This is a genomic window from Rhodococcus sp. SMB37, from assembly GCF_004345605.1.
Lineage (GTDB): Bacteria > Actinomycetota > Actinomycetes > Mycobacteriales > Mycobacteriaceae > Rhodococcus.
Genome location: NZ_SLVY01000020.1, coordinates 43,066 through 61,706, shown reverse-complemented (window position 1 = coordinate 61,706; position 18,641 = coordinate 43,066). Strand labels below are relative to the sequence as shown.

The window sequence follows — 18,641 nt, the reverse complement described above, 5'->3', positions numbered from 1 at the left end:
GGCACGCGCCGAGCGTCCCTCCCCCCGCCCATTTCTCACTGCGTGACCCGGCCACCGACCGTGTGCACGACGACGACATCGAGATGCCACGGGACGAGGTTGTCCACTGCCTGCTGGAGTTCGTCCACCGGAGGTAGCCCGTCGGGTGCCAGGACATGAATCGTCGCCGTATTCTGCTGCAGGGAAACGTCGGTGACCTGAGAATTCGGGTCGTCCCCGAGCCAGGTCCCGGTGGCCTCCGCGATTTGGCCCGCCCACAACGACGACAGCGAATTCACCACCATCGGTGCGGCGACGATGATCAGGGCGACGGCAAGGACGGCGTACGCGCGGCCGCGTCGAGCTTCACCTGCCCCGGCTTCCCTGGCAAACCCTACGATGACGAGCACCACTGTCGCGGTGACGATCATGGCCACCATGTTGGAAGCAAACAGCACGAACGCACCGAACGCGAGCCCCGGCGCCCCCGACCCGAGACAGACGCCCACCACCGCAAGCGGCGGCACCAACGAGATCGCGATTGCCACACCCGGGAGCACGTCGCTGACGTCGCGCCGCGTGATAGCAACGACGCCCACCAACCCGGTTGCCAGCGCGGCGGTGAGATCCATCAGTTTCGGGGACGTTCGGCCGACCACCTGCGAGTTCGACAACACATTCGTCGGATTGGGAAGTAACTGCGACACCAGGAATCCCACTGCCACCACCAGCACGATTCCCGCGAGAACCAGCAGCAGGCTCCGCACGATCAGCTCTCCACGGCCCGACGCGACTCCGAGCCCCACACCGAGGATCGGCACCGACAGCGGTGCAACGATCATGGCGCCGATCACCGTCGCGGTCGAATCGCCCGCGACACCCGACGCTGCGATCACCGCGGACAACGTCAGCATGATCCAGAAGGCCGAGCGTTTCGATGCAGACTCTCCCGCGCTGAGATCGAGGCGATCGACAAGTTCGTCGAGCGTCCGCCGCTGACTGTCCGGAACCAGTATGCTCATGGCCGATCCCCGCTCTGTCGGATGACGAATTCACAAGGTGTTCAGCGCCTTACCGAACTGCATTATCGCGAGCAGCACGAGCAGGGCGACGTTGAGAAGTTTCGTGTGCGTTGCGATCCAGGTTCGCAGGTCGGTCAGCGGCTTCTGCGCACGCTCCCCGCGGATCAGGAGGAACAGGACGGGCACGGCAACAGACGACACCGACACGATCACGAAGGCAATGGCGGTGACCCACACGACGTTGCCCGTCAGCCCACTGAGCCTCAGGGTGAGGGCAGCCGCAACCGCACACGACAGGTCCACGGGATTCAGCACGAACAGGCCGACTCCGAGACCGAAGCTCTTGCCCGGGCCGAATTCCGAGATCGCCCGGAACATCGTCGGGAGTTCCGGCGTCGGCTCGGCGCCTTCCGCACGTTCGGCACTGATCTGCTTGATCCGTTGCGACGCAACGAACATTATTCCGGCACCGACCGCGAAGACAAGAGCGAGAGTCAGATGCAGGATGGGAACCCACAACGGCGGATCACGATGCTCGTGCACGGCGAGCCGGCTCAGGATCAGATATGTCACCCCGACCGCGGAGCACGCACCGAGTACCCACCCTGCAAGGAATGCAAGGCTGTTCGGCCGTGCTCGTGCCGACAGCAGGACCGCAACCACACCGATGATCGCCAGCGGGCTCATGATGATCCCGAGCGCGAGTGGAATCAGCTGAACCACCACACCACTCATGTTCACTCCTCGTCAGGTGAATCCTGCTGAGCGGCAAGCCAACGCATGCCCTCGTCGAACGCATGCAGGGTCGAGCGACCCAGAACGGATTCGGCCTCGACCACGGTGATGCACGGAGGAAGCCCGACTTTCTCGCGATACCTACTCATCAACACCGGATCCACACCACTGACATACATGTGCCCGCCCCGCTCGTCGAGTCTCCTCGCATACTCGACCAGGGCTTTCATGAACGTGACTCCGACGGTGACGCGTCCGCGCAGTCGCAGCACCACCACAACCCTGTCCGTTGCGTGCGGCAGTTGGTTGGCAAAGTTGTGTGCCCCTGCGTAGAGCAGACTCCCGTAGACGTCGAGCACTGTGACGTGATCCGAGTGCAGCACGACGGGTGGGTCGAGTTCGCGGAGCCCGCCGTCGTCGGTCGGTTCGAGCTCGACGATGCGCATATCGATCGAGTCCCTGTTGAGCTGTAGCACCAGCGACAACACGACACCGACACCCACCGCCGTCGCCACGGGAAGCAGCAGGGTCGCGAGCGCGGTGATCAGTAGGGTCACGCGCCCGATTCCGCCGGCGCGGAACACCGATACGATCTCGCGCGGCCGGATCGACATCACGGCGGCGTAGATCAGCAGCGCGGCCAGGGCAGGCATCGGAACCCGTCCGATCAATCCTCCTGCTGCAAGGACGAGCACGAGCACGAATACACCGCGGAACACCGCGGCCCACCTGGTGCGTGCCCCCAATGCGATATTGAGCGAGGTCGCCGACACGGAGCCCCCGACCGGCATCCCCTGAAAAAAGCCGGACACGACATTGGCCAGCCCCTGCGCCGAGAAATCATGGGAGACCGCATCCCGTTTCCGGCTCGGTTCCGGTACGGATTCGCGGACGCCGACGCCTTGAACCAGCACGATGAGCGCGACAGATGCTGCGCCCGCGATCAATTCGGGACTCAACAACGACAGTTCGGGTATTTCGGGCATCGGAAGACCTGTCGGGAGGTCACCGGTCTCTCGAACCTGCGCGACATCGTCGAACCACGGGAAGAAGACGATGACACTGGGAATCGCGATGGCCCCGAGCGCACCGAGCGCGACGAAACGGGTCCGGCCCATCACGCCCACCACGGTGAGTGCAAGAACGCCGCACACCAGCGACGCGAGGTCGATGTGTCCGAGTTCCGTCACGAGGTCGAGCGCCTTGGCGAACGCTGAGGGCCCGCTCGTGGAAACGCCGATCATCGTCGGGACCTGCGAAATGAGGATCGTCGCGGAGATCCCCGTGAGGAAACCGATCATCACGGAATGCGAGATGAAGCGTGCGTAGCGAGCGACGCGCAGTGCCACTGCTGCCCACATGAGCAGGCCCCCGAGGATCGTCAGGAGGACCAGCGCCGAGTCGCGGTTCTGGGCGGGAACACTTTCCAGAGCCGAGCCCGTTGCGAGGGCGGCCGCACTCGTCGTGGTCACGACCATCAGGGGGGTAGCGGTGGCGAGCCCTCCGAAGAACGCACCGGATGAACTTGCATAGAGGCCGTAGACCGGATTGACGCCTGCAAGCAACCCACACGCCATCCCGTCCGGGATCGACGAGATTGCCCCGCCCAGTCCGGCCACGGCATCGCGCCAAGTGTGGGCACGCCGCGGACCGGCTTGCTTCGCCGGCACTGTCCCTCCTCGGCTCGTGGCCTGCACCCACCGTCAGGCGGCACACACAACCGTAGTGAGAGCGACTCTCCCGTCGGCTCACCCGGCGAGGATGAAATGTCATCGTTGTGGATCCTTGCTGGGTCGTGCACTCATTCCGTTCATCCCCCGAGATCGGTTCGACTGCGATAAATTCGGACGCGGGGACAGATCCTGGGAGAAGAAATCTGACAGTTTCTCGAATGGGAGCCGCGGTGCTGCTCACAACCAGCGACGACAGTTCTACAGGAGCCGCGGGCCGAGGCGTTCGATTGATACCTCGGCTCGCAACGGAGCCGGTCCACCGGCATCAACTGTGCGCCCACTTCGAGCGGGCCCGGACGCTCGGCGGGGGCGTCGTGCTCGTGTGCGGCATGGCCGGAACCGGCAAGACCGTCGCAGTGACCGAATGGCTGCGCTGCTCTCATCTGCCTGCATCGCAGACACAGGTCGCATGGGCGACGATCTCCGAGGAACACAACAATCCCCGAGCATTCTGGGACGAACTACACCGGTCGTTCGGCGATTGCCCACCCTGCCACGGCGACCAGGTACCGAGGACGCGGGCGGAGATATTCGCGCAGTGGCTCGGCGAGATCGGTGGTCCGGTCGTGCTCGTCCTCGACAACGCTCATGCCGTCCACGATCCGCTGACGCTGTCCGGGTTGGCGCATCTTCTCGAGATACTTCCCGAGCACGCCACCGTGGTGCTGACCTCCAGATTTCCACCGCCGATACCGTGGCACCAGCTGGATCTGACCGGAGCTCTTGTACGGCTCGATGACGCCGTCCTGGCGTTCGACCGCGACGAGACCCGCCGTACGCTCACGGCGGGCCATGTCGTGGTCACGGACGCCGAGCTCGATGCGGTCGTGGCACTCACCGGTGGGTGGGCCGCCATGGTCCGCTTCATCGCGCTCCTGTTGTCGGCGCGCGGCGACAGCAGAGAGGTCCTGGAGTCGGCCACCGCATCGGATCACCCGGCAATATCCGATTTCCTCGTAGGAGAACTACTCGACACCATCAGCGCGGAGCAACGCGAGTTCCTGATGCGAACAGCGGTTGCCGATTCGTTCGATGTAGATCTCGCCACCGAACTCGCAGGCCCCGAGGCGGCACGAATACTCGCGGAGATCCTCGCCGCAAATTTTCCGATGTCGCACACCGGAAGCGCCGGATCGGAAATCTACAGCTACCACCCGCTGATGCGTTCACACCTCAAAGCGGAACTCGACCGGACGCTCGGCCGTGACGGGGTCCGCAGGCTCGAACTCAAGGCAGGTGGTTGGTATTCCCGGGCCGACGAACCGGTCCAGGCCATCCGATATGTCACCGCCGCGCAAGATCGCTACGCGCTGTCCAAATGCATCCTCGACCTGGGGCCCAAAGCAGTGTTCGGACCGCACGGTGCCGCATTTCTGAAGGCCCTGGATTCCGCACCAACCGACATCGCGGACGACCCCTTCGTCCATCTCCTACGTAGCGTGCATGCGCTGGCTCTCGGCGTCCCGGTCGAAGCCGACGCATTTCTCCACGCCACGTCCGTCCGCTCGTCCGCCATCTGCCCCGCAGAAGTCTTGGACCGCTTCCATCACGCCGTCGAAATCGACATCCGCAGCGCACTCGGAGACGAGGTCGTCGAGGTCTCCGCGCCGGTAGCACCCGGGGCCCATCGCGATATCGAGTCCTATGTAGCGGTCCAGCAGTCGAAGTGCGCAATGATGCGCGGTGATCCAGGCACGAATGATCGCCTCCGCGCCGCCGCCAGCCTGGCCGAGCACGCCGGCAGCATTCGCCCTCATCTGGAGGCGCTCATGCTGCTCGCCCTGAACGAAGGGGCTCGCGGGCACGTGTCCGCGATGGGTGCGCGCGCCCTCATCGGTGTCGAGTACGCGCGGAGTGTCGGTCTGTCGGGGTCGGGCGATGCCGACCGGTGCGCAGTGATGTGCCGCTACCATCACTTTCTTCGCGGAACCAGGCCGCCGGAAGGAATCGATCGGCCACTCGGAATGTCCGTCGGCATCGATGGACTGTCGTCGCCTCTCGCAGGGTGGGACAGCTACGCGATGTCGCAACTCATTGCCTTCCACCAGACCACCGACAAGGTCTCAGCTGCTCGCAACATCGCCGACGGGGTGCTGACCGCTCTGGCCGACTCGCGGATGAGTGCCAGGTCCGTGCCGATCATTCCATTCGCCACCCGAGTACTCGTGGCCGTCCACGAACTCGATCAGGCCCAGCGGATCATCGAGGAGGCAACACGAGTTCTGGGGCGGCGCCCCCACTTCGACCTTGCTGCTGCAACTGTCGAACATGCTCGTGGACGCTCGGCACGTGCCCGGGAACTGCTGGATTCCGTCCTGGACCATAGGCTCGACCACGGGGTCTGCGAGGTCGAAGCCCATGTATTGCGAGCGGTCCTCCGTGCAGCGTCCGACCACGAATTCGGGGCGTACGACGACCTCGAGACCGCGCTCACCCTCGCCGAACCCGAGCACCTGATCCGGCCGTTCCTCACCATCGGTGACGCGGTGGCGCTGCTCGACACCCACAGTGGCCGCTTCGGCAGGCTGGATCCGTTCGTTGAGAGCATCCGGACGCACCCCGACGCGCCCCATGCTTCGACGAACGTCGTTCTCACGCCCGCCGAAGCGCGCGTGCTCAAACAGCTGCCTTCTCCGCAGACCACTCAGGAAATTGCGCACGCTCTGGCGCTGTCGGTCAACACCATCAAGACACATCTGAGAGGCGTGTACGGAAAACTGGGAGTGTCGTCGAGGGGAGATGCCATCACAGCCGCTCGGCTGACCGGCCTGCTGTAGTACAGCCGTACCGGTCAGCCCGAGAGGCCTGACAGAAGTTCAGCGATCGGGGTCCCATGTGGCCACGGCCCAGATCACGACGATGTCCAAGGCGATGATCAGGATCGACCACATCGGGTAATACGGAAGCCACAAGAAATTGGCGATGATCGACAGGCAGGCGAGTACTATCGCCGCGAAGCGTGCCCACGTGGCCCCCGACATCAGCGCAAACGCGGTGATCACCACGAGAATACCGACGATCAGATGGATCCAGCCCCACGCCGTCGTGTTCAACTCGAATATGTACTCGGCGCCGACCACGAACAGTTCGTCGGTAGCGATAGCAGAGATCCCCTGCAGGATCGATACCACGCCGACGACGAGCAGGATGAGCGCAGCCGCGATCGACGTGCCGGCCGCGAAACCTTGTTTGACGCCTCCATCGGACGAAGACATAGTCGATTCCCTTCGTGTGTGGTTCGGACCTGAGCACGGTCCGTCACGCTCCATTGCACGCGGGCTCCCGGGATCTCACATCGCCCGCGACAGGTGATCTCTCGAGGTTCACCACTTACGGGTGAAGCGCAGTCGACGCCGGGCGCGACATTGTGGGGTGCACCACGAGAGGAGCGGCGATGCAGCCAGATTCGTGGCCGAAGGGCGTGCGATATTCGTTCACCGTCGCCGGCACGCTGTCCGAACGCACGCTCACCGCGTTTCCGGAACTGAACGTGTCCGACATTCCCGGTGCGTACACCATGCTCTACGGCTCGATCGCGAGTCCGACCGAGTTACGCGGGGTACTAGCACGATTCGATGCGCTGGGGATCACCCTCATCGAAATGAGCCGACTTCCCGACTGATCGAGAGAGGATTCGCTGAATGTCCCAGTACAATCCGGACCGTACGACGAACGCAGTGGACGTAAAGAAGCTGTGGTCGGGTGGCCTCGCTACCGCCGTCGTCGCAGCTCTCGCGGCCGTCGTGGGACTACTCGTCATCCGTGAACTGCTCGACGTCCCGGTGATCACCCCGGAAATACTGTTCGGGCGATCCCAGGCCGCCAACCTTGCGGTGCTCGCCGCCATTGCGGCACTGGTCGCGACAGGCCTGCTCCACCTGCTCATGGTGTCGACACCGAGTGCCACGAGCTTCTTCTCTTGGATCTGTACTCTCGCCACCGTCGCCGTCGCGCTGTGGCCCTTCATGTTCGACGCGACCTTGGCCTCGAAGGTATGCAGCGCCGTGCTCTACCTTGTCGTCGGTACCGCAATCGTGTCACTCCTGTCGGGTGTCGCGCGATCGGCAGCGATCTCCCGGCCTATCGGTCGATGAGGGGCCACGGCGAATTCACCTGCTCTAGGTGATGGCACTGCACGGAGACGGCAGCACGATCGATACATGACGCATCATCAGGACGCCACAACCACTGTGTCGAACAAGAATTCGGAAGCACAACGGACCCTACCGTTCTCGAATAATCAGGACTTCTCCGACGCCGAGCGCGGGTTCATCGCCTCCCTGGAGCCCGGGGTGGTCAAGGATGCGTCGGGGAACACCGTGTGGGACAGCGATGCCTTCGCGTTCCTCGAAGGAGAATGCCCGCCCACCGTCAACCCGAGTCTGTGGCGCCAGTCGAGGCTCTGCGCAATGCAGGGGCTCTACGAGGTCGCCGAGGGTATCTACCAGATCCGCGGACTCGATCTGTCGAACATGACCATCGTCGAAGGCGACACCGGCGTCATCATCATCGATCCGCTCATCTCCACCGAAACCGCCGCCGCAGGGCTGGGCCTGTATCGCGCGAACCGAGGAGAGCGTCCCGTCACCGGCGTGATCTACTCGCACTGCCACATCGATCATTTCGGTGGCGTCAAAGGTGTCACCACCGAGGAAGATGTCGAGGCGGGGCGCTGCCCCGTGGTGGCCCCGGTCGGGTTCGTCGAACATGCGGTCGCCGAAAACGTGTACGCGGGGACCGCGATGGCGCGGAGGTCCGCGTACATGTACGGGGCAGCGCTTCCGCGTGGCGCTCAGGGATCCATCGGTGCTGGTCTCGGACCCACGAACTCCACCGGCACGCCGACGCTCATCCCCCCGACCGTCCACATCGATCACACCGGACAATCCGAGGTGATCGATGGGGTGCGCGTCGAATTCCAACTCACGCCGGGCACCGAGGCCCCCGCGGAGATGAACTTCTACTTCCCCGACAAACGTGCATTGTGCATGGCCGAGAATGCGACCCACACGCTGCACAACCTCCTTACGCTGCGCGGTGCGCTGGTCCGCGACCCGCACGTGTGGTCGAAGTACCTGACAGAGTCGATCAACCGCTACGCATCCCGCACCGATGTGCTGTTCGCGTCGCATCACTGGCCGACGTGGGATACCGAGCGCATCACCGACTTCCTGTCGGTGCAGCGCGACCTCTACGGTTACCTCCACGACCAGACGCTCCGCGCCATGAACAAAGGTTCCGTGGGTATCGAGATCGCCGAGGACATCGACCTGCCCCCAGCCATCGAGACGGCCTGGCATACGCACGGCTACTACGGCTCGGTCAGCCACAACGTCAAGGCGATCTACCAGCGCTACATGGGCTGGTTCAACGGCAACCCGGCCAACCTGTGGGAGCACCCGCCTGTCGCATCCGCGAAGCGACACGTCGAGTTCATGGGTGGCGCGCAGGAAGTCATCGCGAAAGCACGAGGTTCGTACGATGACGGCGATTTCCGCTGGGTTGCACAGGTACTGAACTACGTCATCTTCGCCGATCCCGACAACACCGAAGCGAAAGCGCTCCAGGCCGACACCCTCGAGCAACTCGGCTACGGTTCCGAGAACGGAACCTGGAGGAACTTCTTCCTGATGGGCGCGTACGAACTCCGCAACGGAGGCATCGGCACACCGCTGTCGACCGCATCCCCCGACATTGCCGGTGCACTCACCGTCGAGCAGGTCTTCGACGCCCTCGCTTTGAGGGTCGACGGCCCCCGAGCATGGGACGCGCAGATCACGATCGACTGGCGGGTAAGCGATCAATCGATCACCCATCGAGCTCAATTGCGAAACGGGCTGCTCGTCCACTTCGACCTCGGGGACGCGGATCTCCCGGCGCCAGATGCCACCTTCACACTCACGAATCGAGAACTGCACGAAGCCCTGCTCGGCGGCGCGGATCTGAATGCCATGGTCAAGGACGGATCGGTCGAGGCAGACGGCAATGTCGCCGTGTTGGCAGAGCTGGTTGGATATCTCGATTCTCCGGACCCGGACTTCGCGATCGTGACACCGTAGACACCACGGCACGGCCCCTGACGTTTCGTGCACTCGTCAGGGGTCGTGCCGTCATACTCACTATCCGGCAGAGGCGACCCATGAACCTGCTCATCCTTGGCGGCGACGGATTCTGCGGCTGGCCGACCGCACTTCATCTCTCCGCACACGGACACGACGTCACGATCGTCGACAGCTTCGTGCGGCGACGCATCGACGATGAACTCAGGGTTCGGTCACTGACACCCATACGGCCACTGCCCGAGCGCCTCCGCTCGTGGAGGGACGTCACAGGCAGTGAGATCGACTTCGTGGAAATGGATCTTTCCGAGGACTATTCGTCGTTGACGGAGCTTCTCGCGACGAAGCGACCGGATGCCGTGGTGCATTTCGCCGAACAGCGTGCAGCGCCCTATTCGATGAAGTCACCAGCCCACAAGCGCTACACCATCCAGAACAACGTGGCCGTCACCCACAATCTCCTCGCAGCCGTGGTGGAGCTCGGGCTCGACACCCATATCGTGCATCTGGGCACGATGGGGGTCTACGGCTACGAATCGGTGCCGATGGATCTTCCCGAGGGGTATCTGACCGTCTCGTACCCCGACCGCACGGGCCGGAATCACAGCAGGGAGATCCTGTATCCCACACAGCCGGGCAGCGTGTACCACCTGAGTAAATCGTTGGATCAGTTGCTCTTCCAGTTCTACGCGAACAACGACGGTCTCCGCATCACCGACCTCCACCAGGGGATCGTGTGGGGCACACAGACCGACGAGACCGCGCTCGACCCCCGGCTCATCAATCGATTCGACTACGATGGAGACTACGGAACCGTTCTCAATCGGTTCCTCGTCGAAGCTGCGATCGGATATCCCCTGACCGTCCATGGGACGGGCGGACAGACCCGCGCCTTCATCAACATCCGCGACACGGTGCGCTGCATCAAGCTCGCAGTGGAATCGGGTGCGGAGGTGTCGGGGCGAGTACGCGTGATGAATCAGGTGACCGAGACACACCGAGTATCCGATCTGGCCCACCTCGTCGCCGATATCCTCGGCGCCGAGGTCGGGACCGTGTCCAATCCGCGCGCAGAAGCCGACGAGAACCAGCTCGACGTACGAAACGACCAACTCGTGGGCCTCGGGCTGCGGCCGATCGAGCTCGCGACCGGCCTGCTGACGGAGTCCCTCGAGATCGCTCAGAAGTATGCGGATCGCGTCGAGAGAGATCGCATCCCCTGCACGTCCTTCTGGAACAGGAATCGGCAGGCCTCCGCTGAGCGTGCTCACAGTTGAATGATCGCAAACCCTCGTCGTGAGGTGGACGAGAATAAACTGTCGGCCCGCAACGACAACTCGCGAGGATTGGGGTTAGAACACGATCGCACTGAATTCGAATCTCTTGATGGCGCGGTTACAGATCACGCGACGATATACAGACGGCATCGCCCGAAATCGCATATCAGCCAAGTAGTTCTGGGACGAACGCCGTAGGTCAACCGGCAAGGGGCGGGTCACTTGAGCGACGACGAGCACAACGAGGGCACACCGGCCGCGGGCCGGTCGGACTCCGATCCGGCCGGTAAGGGCGGCTCGGAGAGATCCGAGTACTTCACCGGTGAGAAAGGGCGTACGGTTCCCAAGGCTGCGTGGTGGGTACTTGCGGTGGCACTGGTGGTCCTATTGGCATTCTTCCTGGTCAGGCCAGCGTGGTTCACTCGTGACGCGGACGAGAACAGTTTGCAGGTGCCGGCAGATCGCCACTTCGTCAAGACTCTCGCCGGATCCGGTCATGCCGACGGCGTGTGGCTGACCGACGATTCGCCCTCGACCAGCTATCTGGTGACCTTGCCCGCCGATTCGGGGCGCAGCCAGACGCGTCTCCATCTCGCAGGTACCTCGCAGATACCTGACAACAGCACTGTGTTCCTGTCGGTGTCGATGGACGGGCAGCAGGTGTTCAACAACAAGCTCGCAGCCGGAGAAAACGAGATCGAGACCTACATCGACGTACCCGAACAGATCGCGGCCGACGGCCAGGTTCGTGTTCAGATCCGCGCCGAGGGCACCCGACACGACGAGACCTGCACTCCGGATCATTCCGCCGGTCTGCAGATTCACCTCGATCCCGACTCGACGGTCGAGGCCGCGCTCGACGAACCGATCCACACGGTGCGTGACGCGGTGGTGTCGTGGGATCGCAACGTGACCATCGTTCTGGCCGATCAGGACGTCAAATGGCGCACTGCTGCCGCGCAATTGGGCATCGCGCTCACCCGGGCAGGCCACGAGGTCACCTTCGCGTCGGACGTGCCCGAATCGGATGGACGCAGCACCATCCTGGTCGGTCCGGACGGCGCCCTACGTGAAGAGGGGTGGGCAGGGCCGGACGACGCGGCCGAAGGAATTGTCGTCGGCCGGCTCTCCGACTCTCCCGTGTTGGGTGTCACGACACCGGACGGTGGGCAGATCTCGCGTTATCTCACAAGTCCCGCTGTCACAACCGCCGATGGTGCGGATGCAGATCCCACAGCGATATCGACTCCACCTCTCGGTGGCGATAGGGTGCCCCTCGAAGCTCTGGGTACCGACACGTCGGTCGGGCAGATCACCGAGACCCGTCGCTGGAGGGTCGGTTACTCTCTCGCCGACCTACCGGAAGGCCGTTTACCGCAGTCGGTTTCTGCCAACTTTCAGTTCCCGGCTTCGCCCGACGACCTGAGATGGATTCTCAACGTCGACCTCAACGGAACTCTGGTCGCCAGTCGAAACCTCATCGACACCGCGGGAAGGGCGACGGTTCCGCTGCCGCCGGAGCGCCAACTGCTCGAGAACACGCTGACGCTGTCGATCGAACGCGACCGCGATCTCGGCGGCTGCGACGTACGAGTGACCAGTTACCCCATCCAATTACAGGCCGACTCCACCCTCGACCTGGGTGCCGACCCCGGAGCCGGCTTCACCGCAGTATCCCGGACCCTGGCACCCGGATTCTCCGTCTACCTTCCCGGCGAGTCCGGCGAGAATGTCATCGAACAGCTCAACGCGATCATCCCCACGCTCACCAAGTTCACGCCCGCCGACGAGAATCCCGATTTCCGGTGGAACGAAGATCCGGCAGCCGGTCAACCGTTCATTCTCGTCGGCACGGTACCCGACGTCAGTCCGCTCGTCGGCCTGACCGACGGCCGGATCGTCGCCGGCTCGGACAACGCCGCTCTCGATATTCCTGCGTTCGACAACGGGCTCATCGTCGAGACAGTGACCAGAGCCGGCGGGCCAGGCGGCGTGATGATCCGGTCTCGAGGCATTATCGGACAGACAGAACTGCCCGACTTCGGGCCCGAGACAGCGCAGGTGATCACTCCGCAGGGCAGCTTCACGATCAACGGCGACGGTACAGTGGCGACCGATACGCCACCGCGGCAGGATCTCCCACGATGACCCATGTGTCGGAGGGACGACCGTCGACCGGGGACAGTGACCACACGGCCATTGCAGATCATTTCCGGTCGGTCGACAGCGCTCCTGCCGACTATGCGGTCAACCGACCTGCCAGTGGTACCAACGGGTTTCTCGTGACACTGGTCGGGCTGTCGATTCTCGTCATGTGCCTGCGCACCTTCCTGATCCACTCCGGACTTGTCTACGTTCCCCGCGATCTGGTGTTGTTCTCGGAAGGGCGCGGCAACGTCGAGTTCCCCTTGCGCATGTTCATCGTCCTGTTCTTTCTCACCTACGCACTATTCGCGTATTCCAATCGCTGGCGTCGGCTCTTCATCGGGTTGAGTCTGCTGGGCAAGTTTGCTGTGTTCTGCCTGGTTGTCGACACCCTCAGTGGCTTCTTGCAGCACGTCGGCGTCGTCTCGATCTCGATGTTCGCCGGGCAGATGATCTCAGGGCTCGCGGCGCTGGCCATCTTCCCGCACACGCTGATCCGGCAGGCTCAGTTGCCCCCGCAAGGGCCGGTACCTGATGCGCCTGCTCGGATTCCGCTGTCCTCGTTCCTCAAACTCGCGTGCTGTTTGATCATCTCGATCGCCGTTGCAGTGCTGGCGATCCACGTACTGTCCGGAGTGGTCGACGTTCTGAAGAACTGGGCGATCCTGGGTGGCATCGGCGCCGGAGTGTTCCTGATGCAGCAGATCCTCGCCTCCACTACCGCAGTGCTGGGATTCCGCACGCTCAGGAAATCCCGCGAACTCCATTTCTCCCCACCGGCGGCCATTCTGGTGCCGGCACACAACGAAGCACACAGTATCGGCGCCACCATCTCGTCGGTCGACGAAGGGGCAGCCACATATCCTGGGCGAATCCACCTGTACGTGGTCGACAACGCTTCGAGCGACACCACCCGTGAAGTCGCCGAGGAAGCCCTGCGGGACTGCAGCCACATCACAGGCGAAGTGCTGGACTGCCCCACCCCGGGTAAGGCGATCGCCTTGAACATGGGCATCGACACCATTCGTGAGGAATTCATCGTCCGCATCGATGCCGATACCGTGATCGGGCCGGGTTGCCTGGAGCACGCGATTCGTCACTTTGCCGAATCCGATGTCGGTTGTGTCGGCGGGATCCCGATGCCCGCGGAAGAGAAGACCTGGATGGACAAGTGCCGCCTCATCGAGGTCTATATGCGACACGGCTTCTTTCAGGTCTCTCTTGACGGATACGACGGGGTGATGGGGATACCGGGTATGTTCGCCGTCTACCGGCGTAGTCAGCTTCTCGAAGTCGGCGGCATGGTCCAAGGCATGAACGGCGAAGACACCGACATCTGTATGCGCCTGACCGCGGCCGGGTATCGAAGCGTCGCTGATCCGAACGCTGTGTACTACAGCGAGACCCCCGCTTCTTACGCGCATCTTCTCGAACAGCGCACACGATGGTTTCGCAGCATTTATCACCTCACCGCGCGCAACCGAGCGATGCTGTTCGATCGGCAGACCATGGTCGGTACTTTCGTTCTCCCCTTCAACCTCGTCAATGCGGCCCGTCGCGCCATGCTGGCCCCATTGATCATGTATGCCGTAGTCGCCGGTGTCGCCTTTCACTCCACTTTCACCGCGATGCGATGGCAACCCATCGTCGCAACCCTGCTCGGAATGTCGATGATCATGACCGTCGTCGTCTGTCTCATCTGGCGTCCCAGTTCGATCAAGTACATACCGATGTACCTGGGTTTCCGTGTGCTGCGAAGCTACTTCACGCTCGGTTCGACGCTCAGCCTGATCTATCCGCCCATGCATCCCCGGATACCACGCAACCCTCGGGTTTTTGCCCGCGGCGGGCGAAACCTCATCCGAAAAAGGTGAAGCGGACAACCGGACATCAAGGAAAGGATCGAGTACATGACGCAGCCAGCCGCCATCGGACCCGTCGAAATGGTCGTCCTGTCATTCCCCGGAACTCGGATCGACCCAGCCGTAACCGCAGCCTTCGCGGAGGTGGTCGACCGTGGGTATGCCACGGTGCTCGATCTCATCTATCTGGCCAAGGACGACGACGGCTCGATCACCCAGATCGAGATCGACGAACCACTCTCCGAGACCGGACTCGACGGTCTCACCGTCGACCCGCTCGGTCTGGTCAGCGATGAAGACCTCGACGTCGTCCGCTCATCGATGGAGCTCGGCACGTCGGCGGTGGTCATCGTGTACGAAGAGACGTGGGCACGCAGACTGGCCGGCGAGGTCCGGCAGGCCGGGGGTGAGGTCGAACTGCATGTCCAGGTACCGAGGGATGCGGTCGAGGCCGCATTGTCGGCAACGTAGAGAAAGGCAATCCCATGGTCTTCCGCAGAGGACGGGTCGGTCGTCCGGGTCTTCTCGGCACCGTCGCGCGCACCGCAGTCATCTCGGGCACCGCCACCGCCACGTCCAACGCCATCAACCGGCGCGGTCAGCAGCGCGCAGCCGAGAAGCAGGCCTACACAGAGCAGCAGGCTCCTCCCCCACCACAGGACTATCCTGCCCCGGCTCCTCCCGGTCCGCCCGCATCGTCGGACGATCTGGTCGCGAAGCTGAAGCAACTCGGCGAACTCCACACCGCCGGTGTCTTGTCCGATGACGAGTTCGCTGCAGCCAAAAAGCAACTCCTCGGATGAGATTCATCCGATACAGGTGATCCGGACCGCGTCACAGCACTGATTGACTTACCGTCATGGGCGCCACAATCGGAGAAGTCCTTCCCTTGGCCGTGGGTGTAGCGATATCACCGATACCCATCGTGGCCGTGATCCTGATGTTGTTGTCGCGCAATGCACGGGCGACCAGCGCGGGGTTCGGTCTCGGCTGGCTTGCCGGGATCCTTGTGGTCACCGGTATCGTCATTCTCCTGGCCGGTTCGATCACCCCGGACGACGAAGGCGGATCGTCCACCGGCTGGGTCAAGGTGGTCCTCGGCATCCTCCTGATCGTCCTTGCCGTCAAGCAGTGGCAATCCCGCGCGGACACCACCCCGCCCAAGTGGATGCGGGCCATCGACGAGTTCACGTTCGCCAAGGCCGCCGGTCTCGGGCTCCTCTTGTCTGCGGTGAATCCCAAGAACCTGCTGCTGTGCGTGTCGGCGGGAGTCGCCATCGGCACCGCGGGACTGTCGGCTGGTAGTGCGGTGGTGACGTGGCTGGTCTTCACGGTCCTGGCTGCCTGCTCGGTCCTGGTGCCGGTCGTCGGATACGCGTTGGCGGCACAGCGGCTGGCCGGCCCACTCGATGCCACCAAGACGTGGCTTCAGGCGAACAACCACATGGTGATGGCGATCGTCCTGCTGATCATGGGTACGGTGGTCCTCGGCAAGGGCCTCGGTGGGGTGTAGTGACTCCGCAGACCTCGCCCACCTGGCTGCTGTTCGGATCGTTGCAGGGCTATCGCCGATCATGGATCCGCCCCGACGTCATCGCCGGCCTGACGGTCTGGGCGGTCCTCGTCCCGGAGGCACTGGCCTACGCGACAATCGCGGGGGTTCCTCCGGTGGTAGGCCTGTACGCGGCGATCCCCTCTCTGATTCTGTATGCGGCAGCGGGCAGTTCGAAGCATCTCGTCGTGGGCCCGATGTCGGCCACCGCAGCACTGTCGGCGGCGATCATCGCTCCGATCGCCGGCGCCGACGACGGCAAGTTCATCGCGTTGTCGGCAGGGTTGGCGATTGCCACCGGAATCGTAGGTCTGATCGCCGGGTTCGCCCGCCTCGGATTCGTCGCGTCGTTCATCTCCGAACCGGTGCTCAAGGGCTTCATCGTCGGACTCGCGTTGACGATCATCATCGGGCAGGTGCCGAAACTCTTCGGAATCGAGAAGGCCGAAGGGAACTTCTTCGTCCAGGCGTGGGGCGTCGTCCGAGGTCTCGGCGACACCGAGTGGCGCACCCTGGGAGTCGGCGCTCTCTGCCTCGTCGTCGTCCTGGGTTTCAAACGATGGCTGCCACTCGTCCCCGGCGCGCTGGTCGCGGTGGCCGTCGGCATCCTTGCGGTAGCAGTCTTCGGTCTCGACGACAAAGGAGTGGCCATCGTCGGGCACATCGATTCTGGTCTGCCGACACTGGGCATACCCGACGGGCTCGGATTCCACGACTACATCGACCTCCTCGGGCCCGCCGTCGGTGTTCTGCTGATCGGATTCGCCGAAGGCCTGGGCGCGGCGAAGACGTACGCGGTCAAGCACGGCTACACCGTCGATCCCAACCGCGAACTGCTGGGCCTCGGCGCCGCCAACCTCGGATCCGGTTTCAGCTCGGGCATGGTCGTCAACGGCAGCCTCTCCAAGACCGCTGTCAATGGCGGCGCGGGAGCGCGAACTCAGGTCAGCGGCCTCGTGGTCGCCGCCCTGGTGGTCCTGACGCTGCTGTTCCTCACCGGGCTGTTCGAACAGCTGCCGGACGCCGCACTCGCAGCCATCGTGATTGCGGCGGTCGTCGAACTGGTCGATTTCGCTGCGCTGCGCCGCCTCTACCGGGTGTGGACCGACCGGCTGGGCAGCATCTACGGCGTCGCTGCGCGAGAAGATTTCGCTGCGGCGATCGCGGCAATGCTCGGCGTGCTGCTGTTCGATACGCTTCCCGGACTCGTCATCGGCATCGGGGTGTCGATGTTGCTGTTGCTGTACCGGTCGTCCCGACCGCACGTTGCGTCACTGGTTCGCGAGGGCGACCGGTGGGTGGATGTCACAACACGCCCGTCGAGCGACCTTGCCGCCGAAAGGTCCGACGTTCTCGTGGTCCGGGTCGAGTCCGGACTCTATTTCGCGAACTCCGACTACGTGCACCAGCAGATCGAGGCGCGCTGCACCGCCGAGACTCGGATCGTCGTCCTGGATGCGGAGACGTCCCCGTTCATCGATGTCAGTGCCGCACAGATGCTTTTCGAACTACGCGACACGCTCGCCGGCAATGGCATCACGCTACGTATCGCACGCGACATCGGTCAATTCGGTGATGTGCTGGACCATTCGAATTCCGCGGTCACACCGATCGCGGTCTATCCGACCGTCCGTGCCGCCGTTGCCGGCGCAGACCCGATTACCGACACGGACTGACCAGTCCCGCAGGATCTCACCCTCGCCGTATGAAGACCCGAAACCGGGCCGCACCATAGCGTCGAGTTCGACAGCATCACCACGTCACCGAATCGAGGAAATCCATGGCCGGAACCCTGACCGTATGGAAGTTCGATACCGAAACCGGCGCCGACACTGCCGTCGAGACGTTGAAAGACCTGCAGCGTCAGGAACTCATCACCGTGCACGACGCCGCCGTGGTCAGTTGGGCCGAAGGCGCGAAGAAACCGAAGACACGCCAGCTGAACAACCTCGCCGGGATCGGCGCTCTGGGCGGTGCCTTCTGGGGACTGCTCTTCGGCATCCTGTTCTTCATTCCTCTCATCGGTGCCGCAGTCGGAGCTGGGATCGGAGCCCTGAGCGGTTCTCTGACCGATGTCGGAATCGACGACAGCTTCATCAAGCAGTTGAAGGAGAAGATCACTCCGGGCACGTCTGCCCTGTTCGTCTTGACCTCCGACGCGACCCTCGATCGAGTTCACGACGAGTTCAAGGGGCAGAAGGCCGAATTGATCTCGACGAACCTCTCCCATGATCAGGAAGCAGCCCTGCGCGAAGTCTTCGCCGAATAACACAGCGT

16 protein-coding genes are annotated in these 18,641 nt (G+C 63.3%); 12 read left to right on the top strand and 4 right to left on the bottom strand.

What is annotated here, in order from left to right; genetic code table 11:
• Positions 1–35: 35 nt before the first annotated feature.
• The 3 genes from EV641_RS25325 to EV641_RS25315 are packed head-to-tail and all read right to left on the bottom strand — an operon-like array spanning position 36 to position 3,406.
• Positions 36–1,001, bottom strand: a complete 966-nt coding sequence (locus EV641_RS25325; protein WP_054712424.1) for a TIGR00341 family protein — start codon at positions 999–1,001, stop codon at positions 36–38.
• A gap of 30 nt (positions 1,002–1,031) precedes the next feature.
• Entirely contained in the window at positions 1,032–1,736 is a 705-nt protein-coding gene (locus EV641_RS25320; RefSeq protein ID WP_054712442.1) for a GAP family protein, read from the bottom strand.
• Positions 1,737–1,738: 2 nt separating this feature from the next.
• Positions 1,739–3,406 (bottom strand): SulP family inorganic anion transporter, encoded by a 1,668-nt coding sequence (locus tag EV641_RS25315; protein ID WP_158289212.1) that lies wholly within the window; start codon positions 3,404–3,406, stop codon positions 1,739–1,741.
• Between the two features lie 221 nt (positions 3,407–3,627).
• Here EV641_RS25315 and EV641_RS25310 point away from each other — a divergent pair, with 221 nt between their 5' ends.
• Positions 3,628–6,246 (top strand): LuxR C-terminal-related transcriptional regulator, encoded by a 2,619-nt coding sequence (locus tag EV641_RS25310; protein WP_132475598.1) that lies wholly within the window; start codon positions 3,628–3,630, stop codon positions 6,244–6,246.
• 39 nt (positions 6,247–6,285) lie between these two features.
• Here the strand turns inward: EV641_RS25310 and EV641_RS25305 are convergent, their stop codons facing one another.
• On the bottom strand, positions 6,286–6,684 hold the full coding sequence (locus EV641_RS25305) for a hypothetical protein (protein WP_054712413.1): 399 nt from the start codon (positions 6,682–6,684) through the stop codon (positions 6,286–6,288).
• Between the two features lie 179 nt (positions 6,685–6,863).
• On the opposite strand from EV641_RS25305, the gene EV641_RS25300 reads away from it, so the two are divergent.
• From EV641_RS25300 to EV641_RS25250, 11 genes are all read left to right on the top strand, one after another.
• Complete coding sequence (locus EV641_RS25300) at positions 6,864–7,091, top strand: hypothetical protein (RefSeq protein ID WP_054712439.1); 228 nt, start codon at positions 6,864–6,866, stop codon at positions 7,089–7,091.
• Between the two features lie 19 nt (positions 7,092–7,110).
• The gene (locus EV641_RS25295; protein ID WP_054712409.1) at positions 7,111–7,563 is read left to right on the top strand and encodes a DUF6069 family protein; all 453 of its coding nucleotides are present in this window, start codon (positions 7,111–7,113) and stop codon (positions 7,561–7,563) included.
• Between the two features lie 66 nt (positions 7,564–7,629).
• Positions 7,630–9,528, top strand: a complete 1,899-nt coding sequence (locus EV641_RS25290) for an alkyl sulfatase dimerization domain-containing protein (protein ID WP_054712406.1) — start codon at positions 7,630–7,632, stop codon at positions 9,526–9,528.
• Positions 9,529–9,608: 80 nt separating this feature from the next.
• Positions 9,609–10,805, top strand: coding sequence for an NAD-dependent epimerase/dehydratase family protein (locus tag EV641_RS25285; protein WP_054712403.1), 1,197 nt, complete (start codon positions 9,609–9,611; stop codon positions 10,803–10,805).
• A 222-nt stretch (positions 10,806–11,027) separates the two neighbouring features.
• Positions 11,028–12,953, top strand: a complete 1,926-nt coding sequence (locus EV641_RS25280; protein ID WP_132475597.1) for a hypothetical protein — start codon at positions 11,028–11,030, stop codon at positions 12,951–12,953.
• Positions 12,950–14,824, top strand: coding sequence for a glycosyltransferase family 2 protein (locus tag EV641_RS25275; protein ID WP_132475596.1), 1,875 nt, complete (start codon positions 12,950–12,952; stop codon positions 14,822–14,824). The genes EV641_RS25280 and EV641_RS25275 overlap by 4 nt, the downstream gene beginning before the upstream one ends.
• 36 nt (positions 14,825–14,860) lie before the next feature.
• Entirely contained in the window at positions 14,861–15,283 is a 423-nt protein-coding gene (locus EV641_RS25270) for a DUF6325 family protein (protein ID WP_132475595.1), read from the top strand.
• Positions 15,284–15,297: 14 nt separating this feature from the next.
• Positions 15,298–15,615, top strand: coding sequence for an SHOCT domain-containing protein (locus EV641_RS25265; protein WP_054712401.1), 318 nt, complete (start codon positions 15,298–15,300; stop codon positions 15,613–15,615).
• Positions 15,616–15,671: 56 nt separating this feature from the next.
• A complete protein-coding gene (locus tag EV641_RS25260) occupies positions 15,672–16,325 on the top strand; it encodes a GAP family protein (RefSeq protein ID WP_132475592.1) in 654 nt (217 codons plus the stop codon).
• A complete protein-coding gene (locus EV641_RS25255; protein ID WP_241997460.1) occupies positions 16,325–18,040 on the top strand; it encodes a SulP family inorganic anion transporter in 1,716 nt (571 codons plus the stop codon). The genes EV641_RS25260 and EV641_RS25255 overlap by 1 nt, the downstream gene beginning before the upstream one ends.
• Positions 18,041–18,144: 104 nt before the next feature.
• Positions 18,145–18,633 carry a DUF1269 domain-containing protein gene (locus EV641_RS25250; RefSeq protein WP_054712398.1) on the top strand — a complete coding sequence of 163 codons (489 nt, stop codon included), beginning with the start codon at positions 18,145–18,147 and terminating at the stop codon, positions 18,631–18,633.
• Positions 18,634–18,641 lie beyond the last annotated feature (8 nt).

Excerpts from the sequence above, each read along its gene's own strand:
- EV641_RS25325 (WP_054712424.1), bottom strand. The coding sequence starts at position 1,001 with ATGAGCATACTGGTTCCGGACAGTCAGCGGCGGACGCTCGACGAACTT.
- EV641_RS25305 (WP_054712413.1), bottom strand. The coding sequence starts at position 6,684 with ATGTCTTCGTCCGATGGAGGCGTCAAACAAGGTTTCGCGGCCGGCACG.
- EV641_RS25250 (WP_054712398.1), top strand. The coding sequence starts at position 18,145 with ATGGCCGGAACCCTGACCGTATGGAAGTTCGATACCGAAACCGGCGCC.
- EV641_RS25310 (WP_132475598.1), top strand. The coding sequence starts at position 3,628 with ATGGGAGCCGCGGTGCTGCTCACAACCAGCGACGACAGTTCTACAGGA.
- EV641_RS25265 (WP_054712401.1), top strand. The coding sequence starts at position 15,298 with ATGGTCTTCCGCAGAGGACGGGTCGGTCGTCCGGGTCTTCTCGGCACC.
- EV641_RS25295 (WP_054712409.1), top strand. The coding sequence starts at position 7,111 with ATGTCCCAGTACAATCCGGACCGTACGACGAACGCAGTGGACGTAAAG.
- EV641_RS25320 (WP_054712442.1), bottom strand. The coding sequence starts at position 1,736 with ATGAGTGGTGTGGTGGTTCAGCTGATTCCACTCGCGCTCGGGATCATC.
- EV641_RS25290 (WP_054712406.1), top strand. The coding sequence starts at position 7,630 with ATGACGCATCATCAGGACGCCACAACCACTGTGTCGAACAAGAATTCG.
- EV641_RS25285 (WP_054712403.1), top strand. The coding sequence starts at position 9,609 with ATGAACCTGCTCATCCTTGGCGGCGACGGATTCTGCGGCTGGCCGACC.
- EV641_RS25270 (WP_132475595.1), top strand. The coding sequence starts at position 14,861 with ATGACGCAGCCAGCCGCCATCGGACCCGTCGAAATGGTCGTCCTGTCA.
- EV641_RS25260 (WP_132475592.1), top strand. The coding sequence starts at position 15,672 with ATGGGCGCCACAATCGGAGAAGTCCTTCCCTTGGCCGTGGGTGTAGCG.
- EV641_RS25275 (WP_132475596.1), top strand. The coding sequence starts at position 12,950 with ATGACCCATGTGTCGGAGGGACGACCGTCGACCGGGGACAGTGACCAC.
- EV641_RS25300 (WP_054712439.1), top strand. The coding sequence starts at position 6,864 with ATGCAGCCAGATTCGTGGCCGAAGGGCGTGCGATATTCGTTCACCGTC.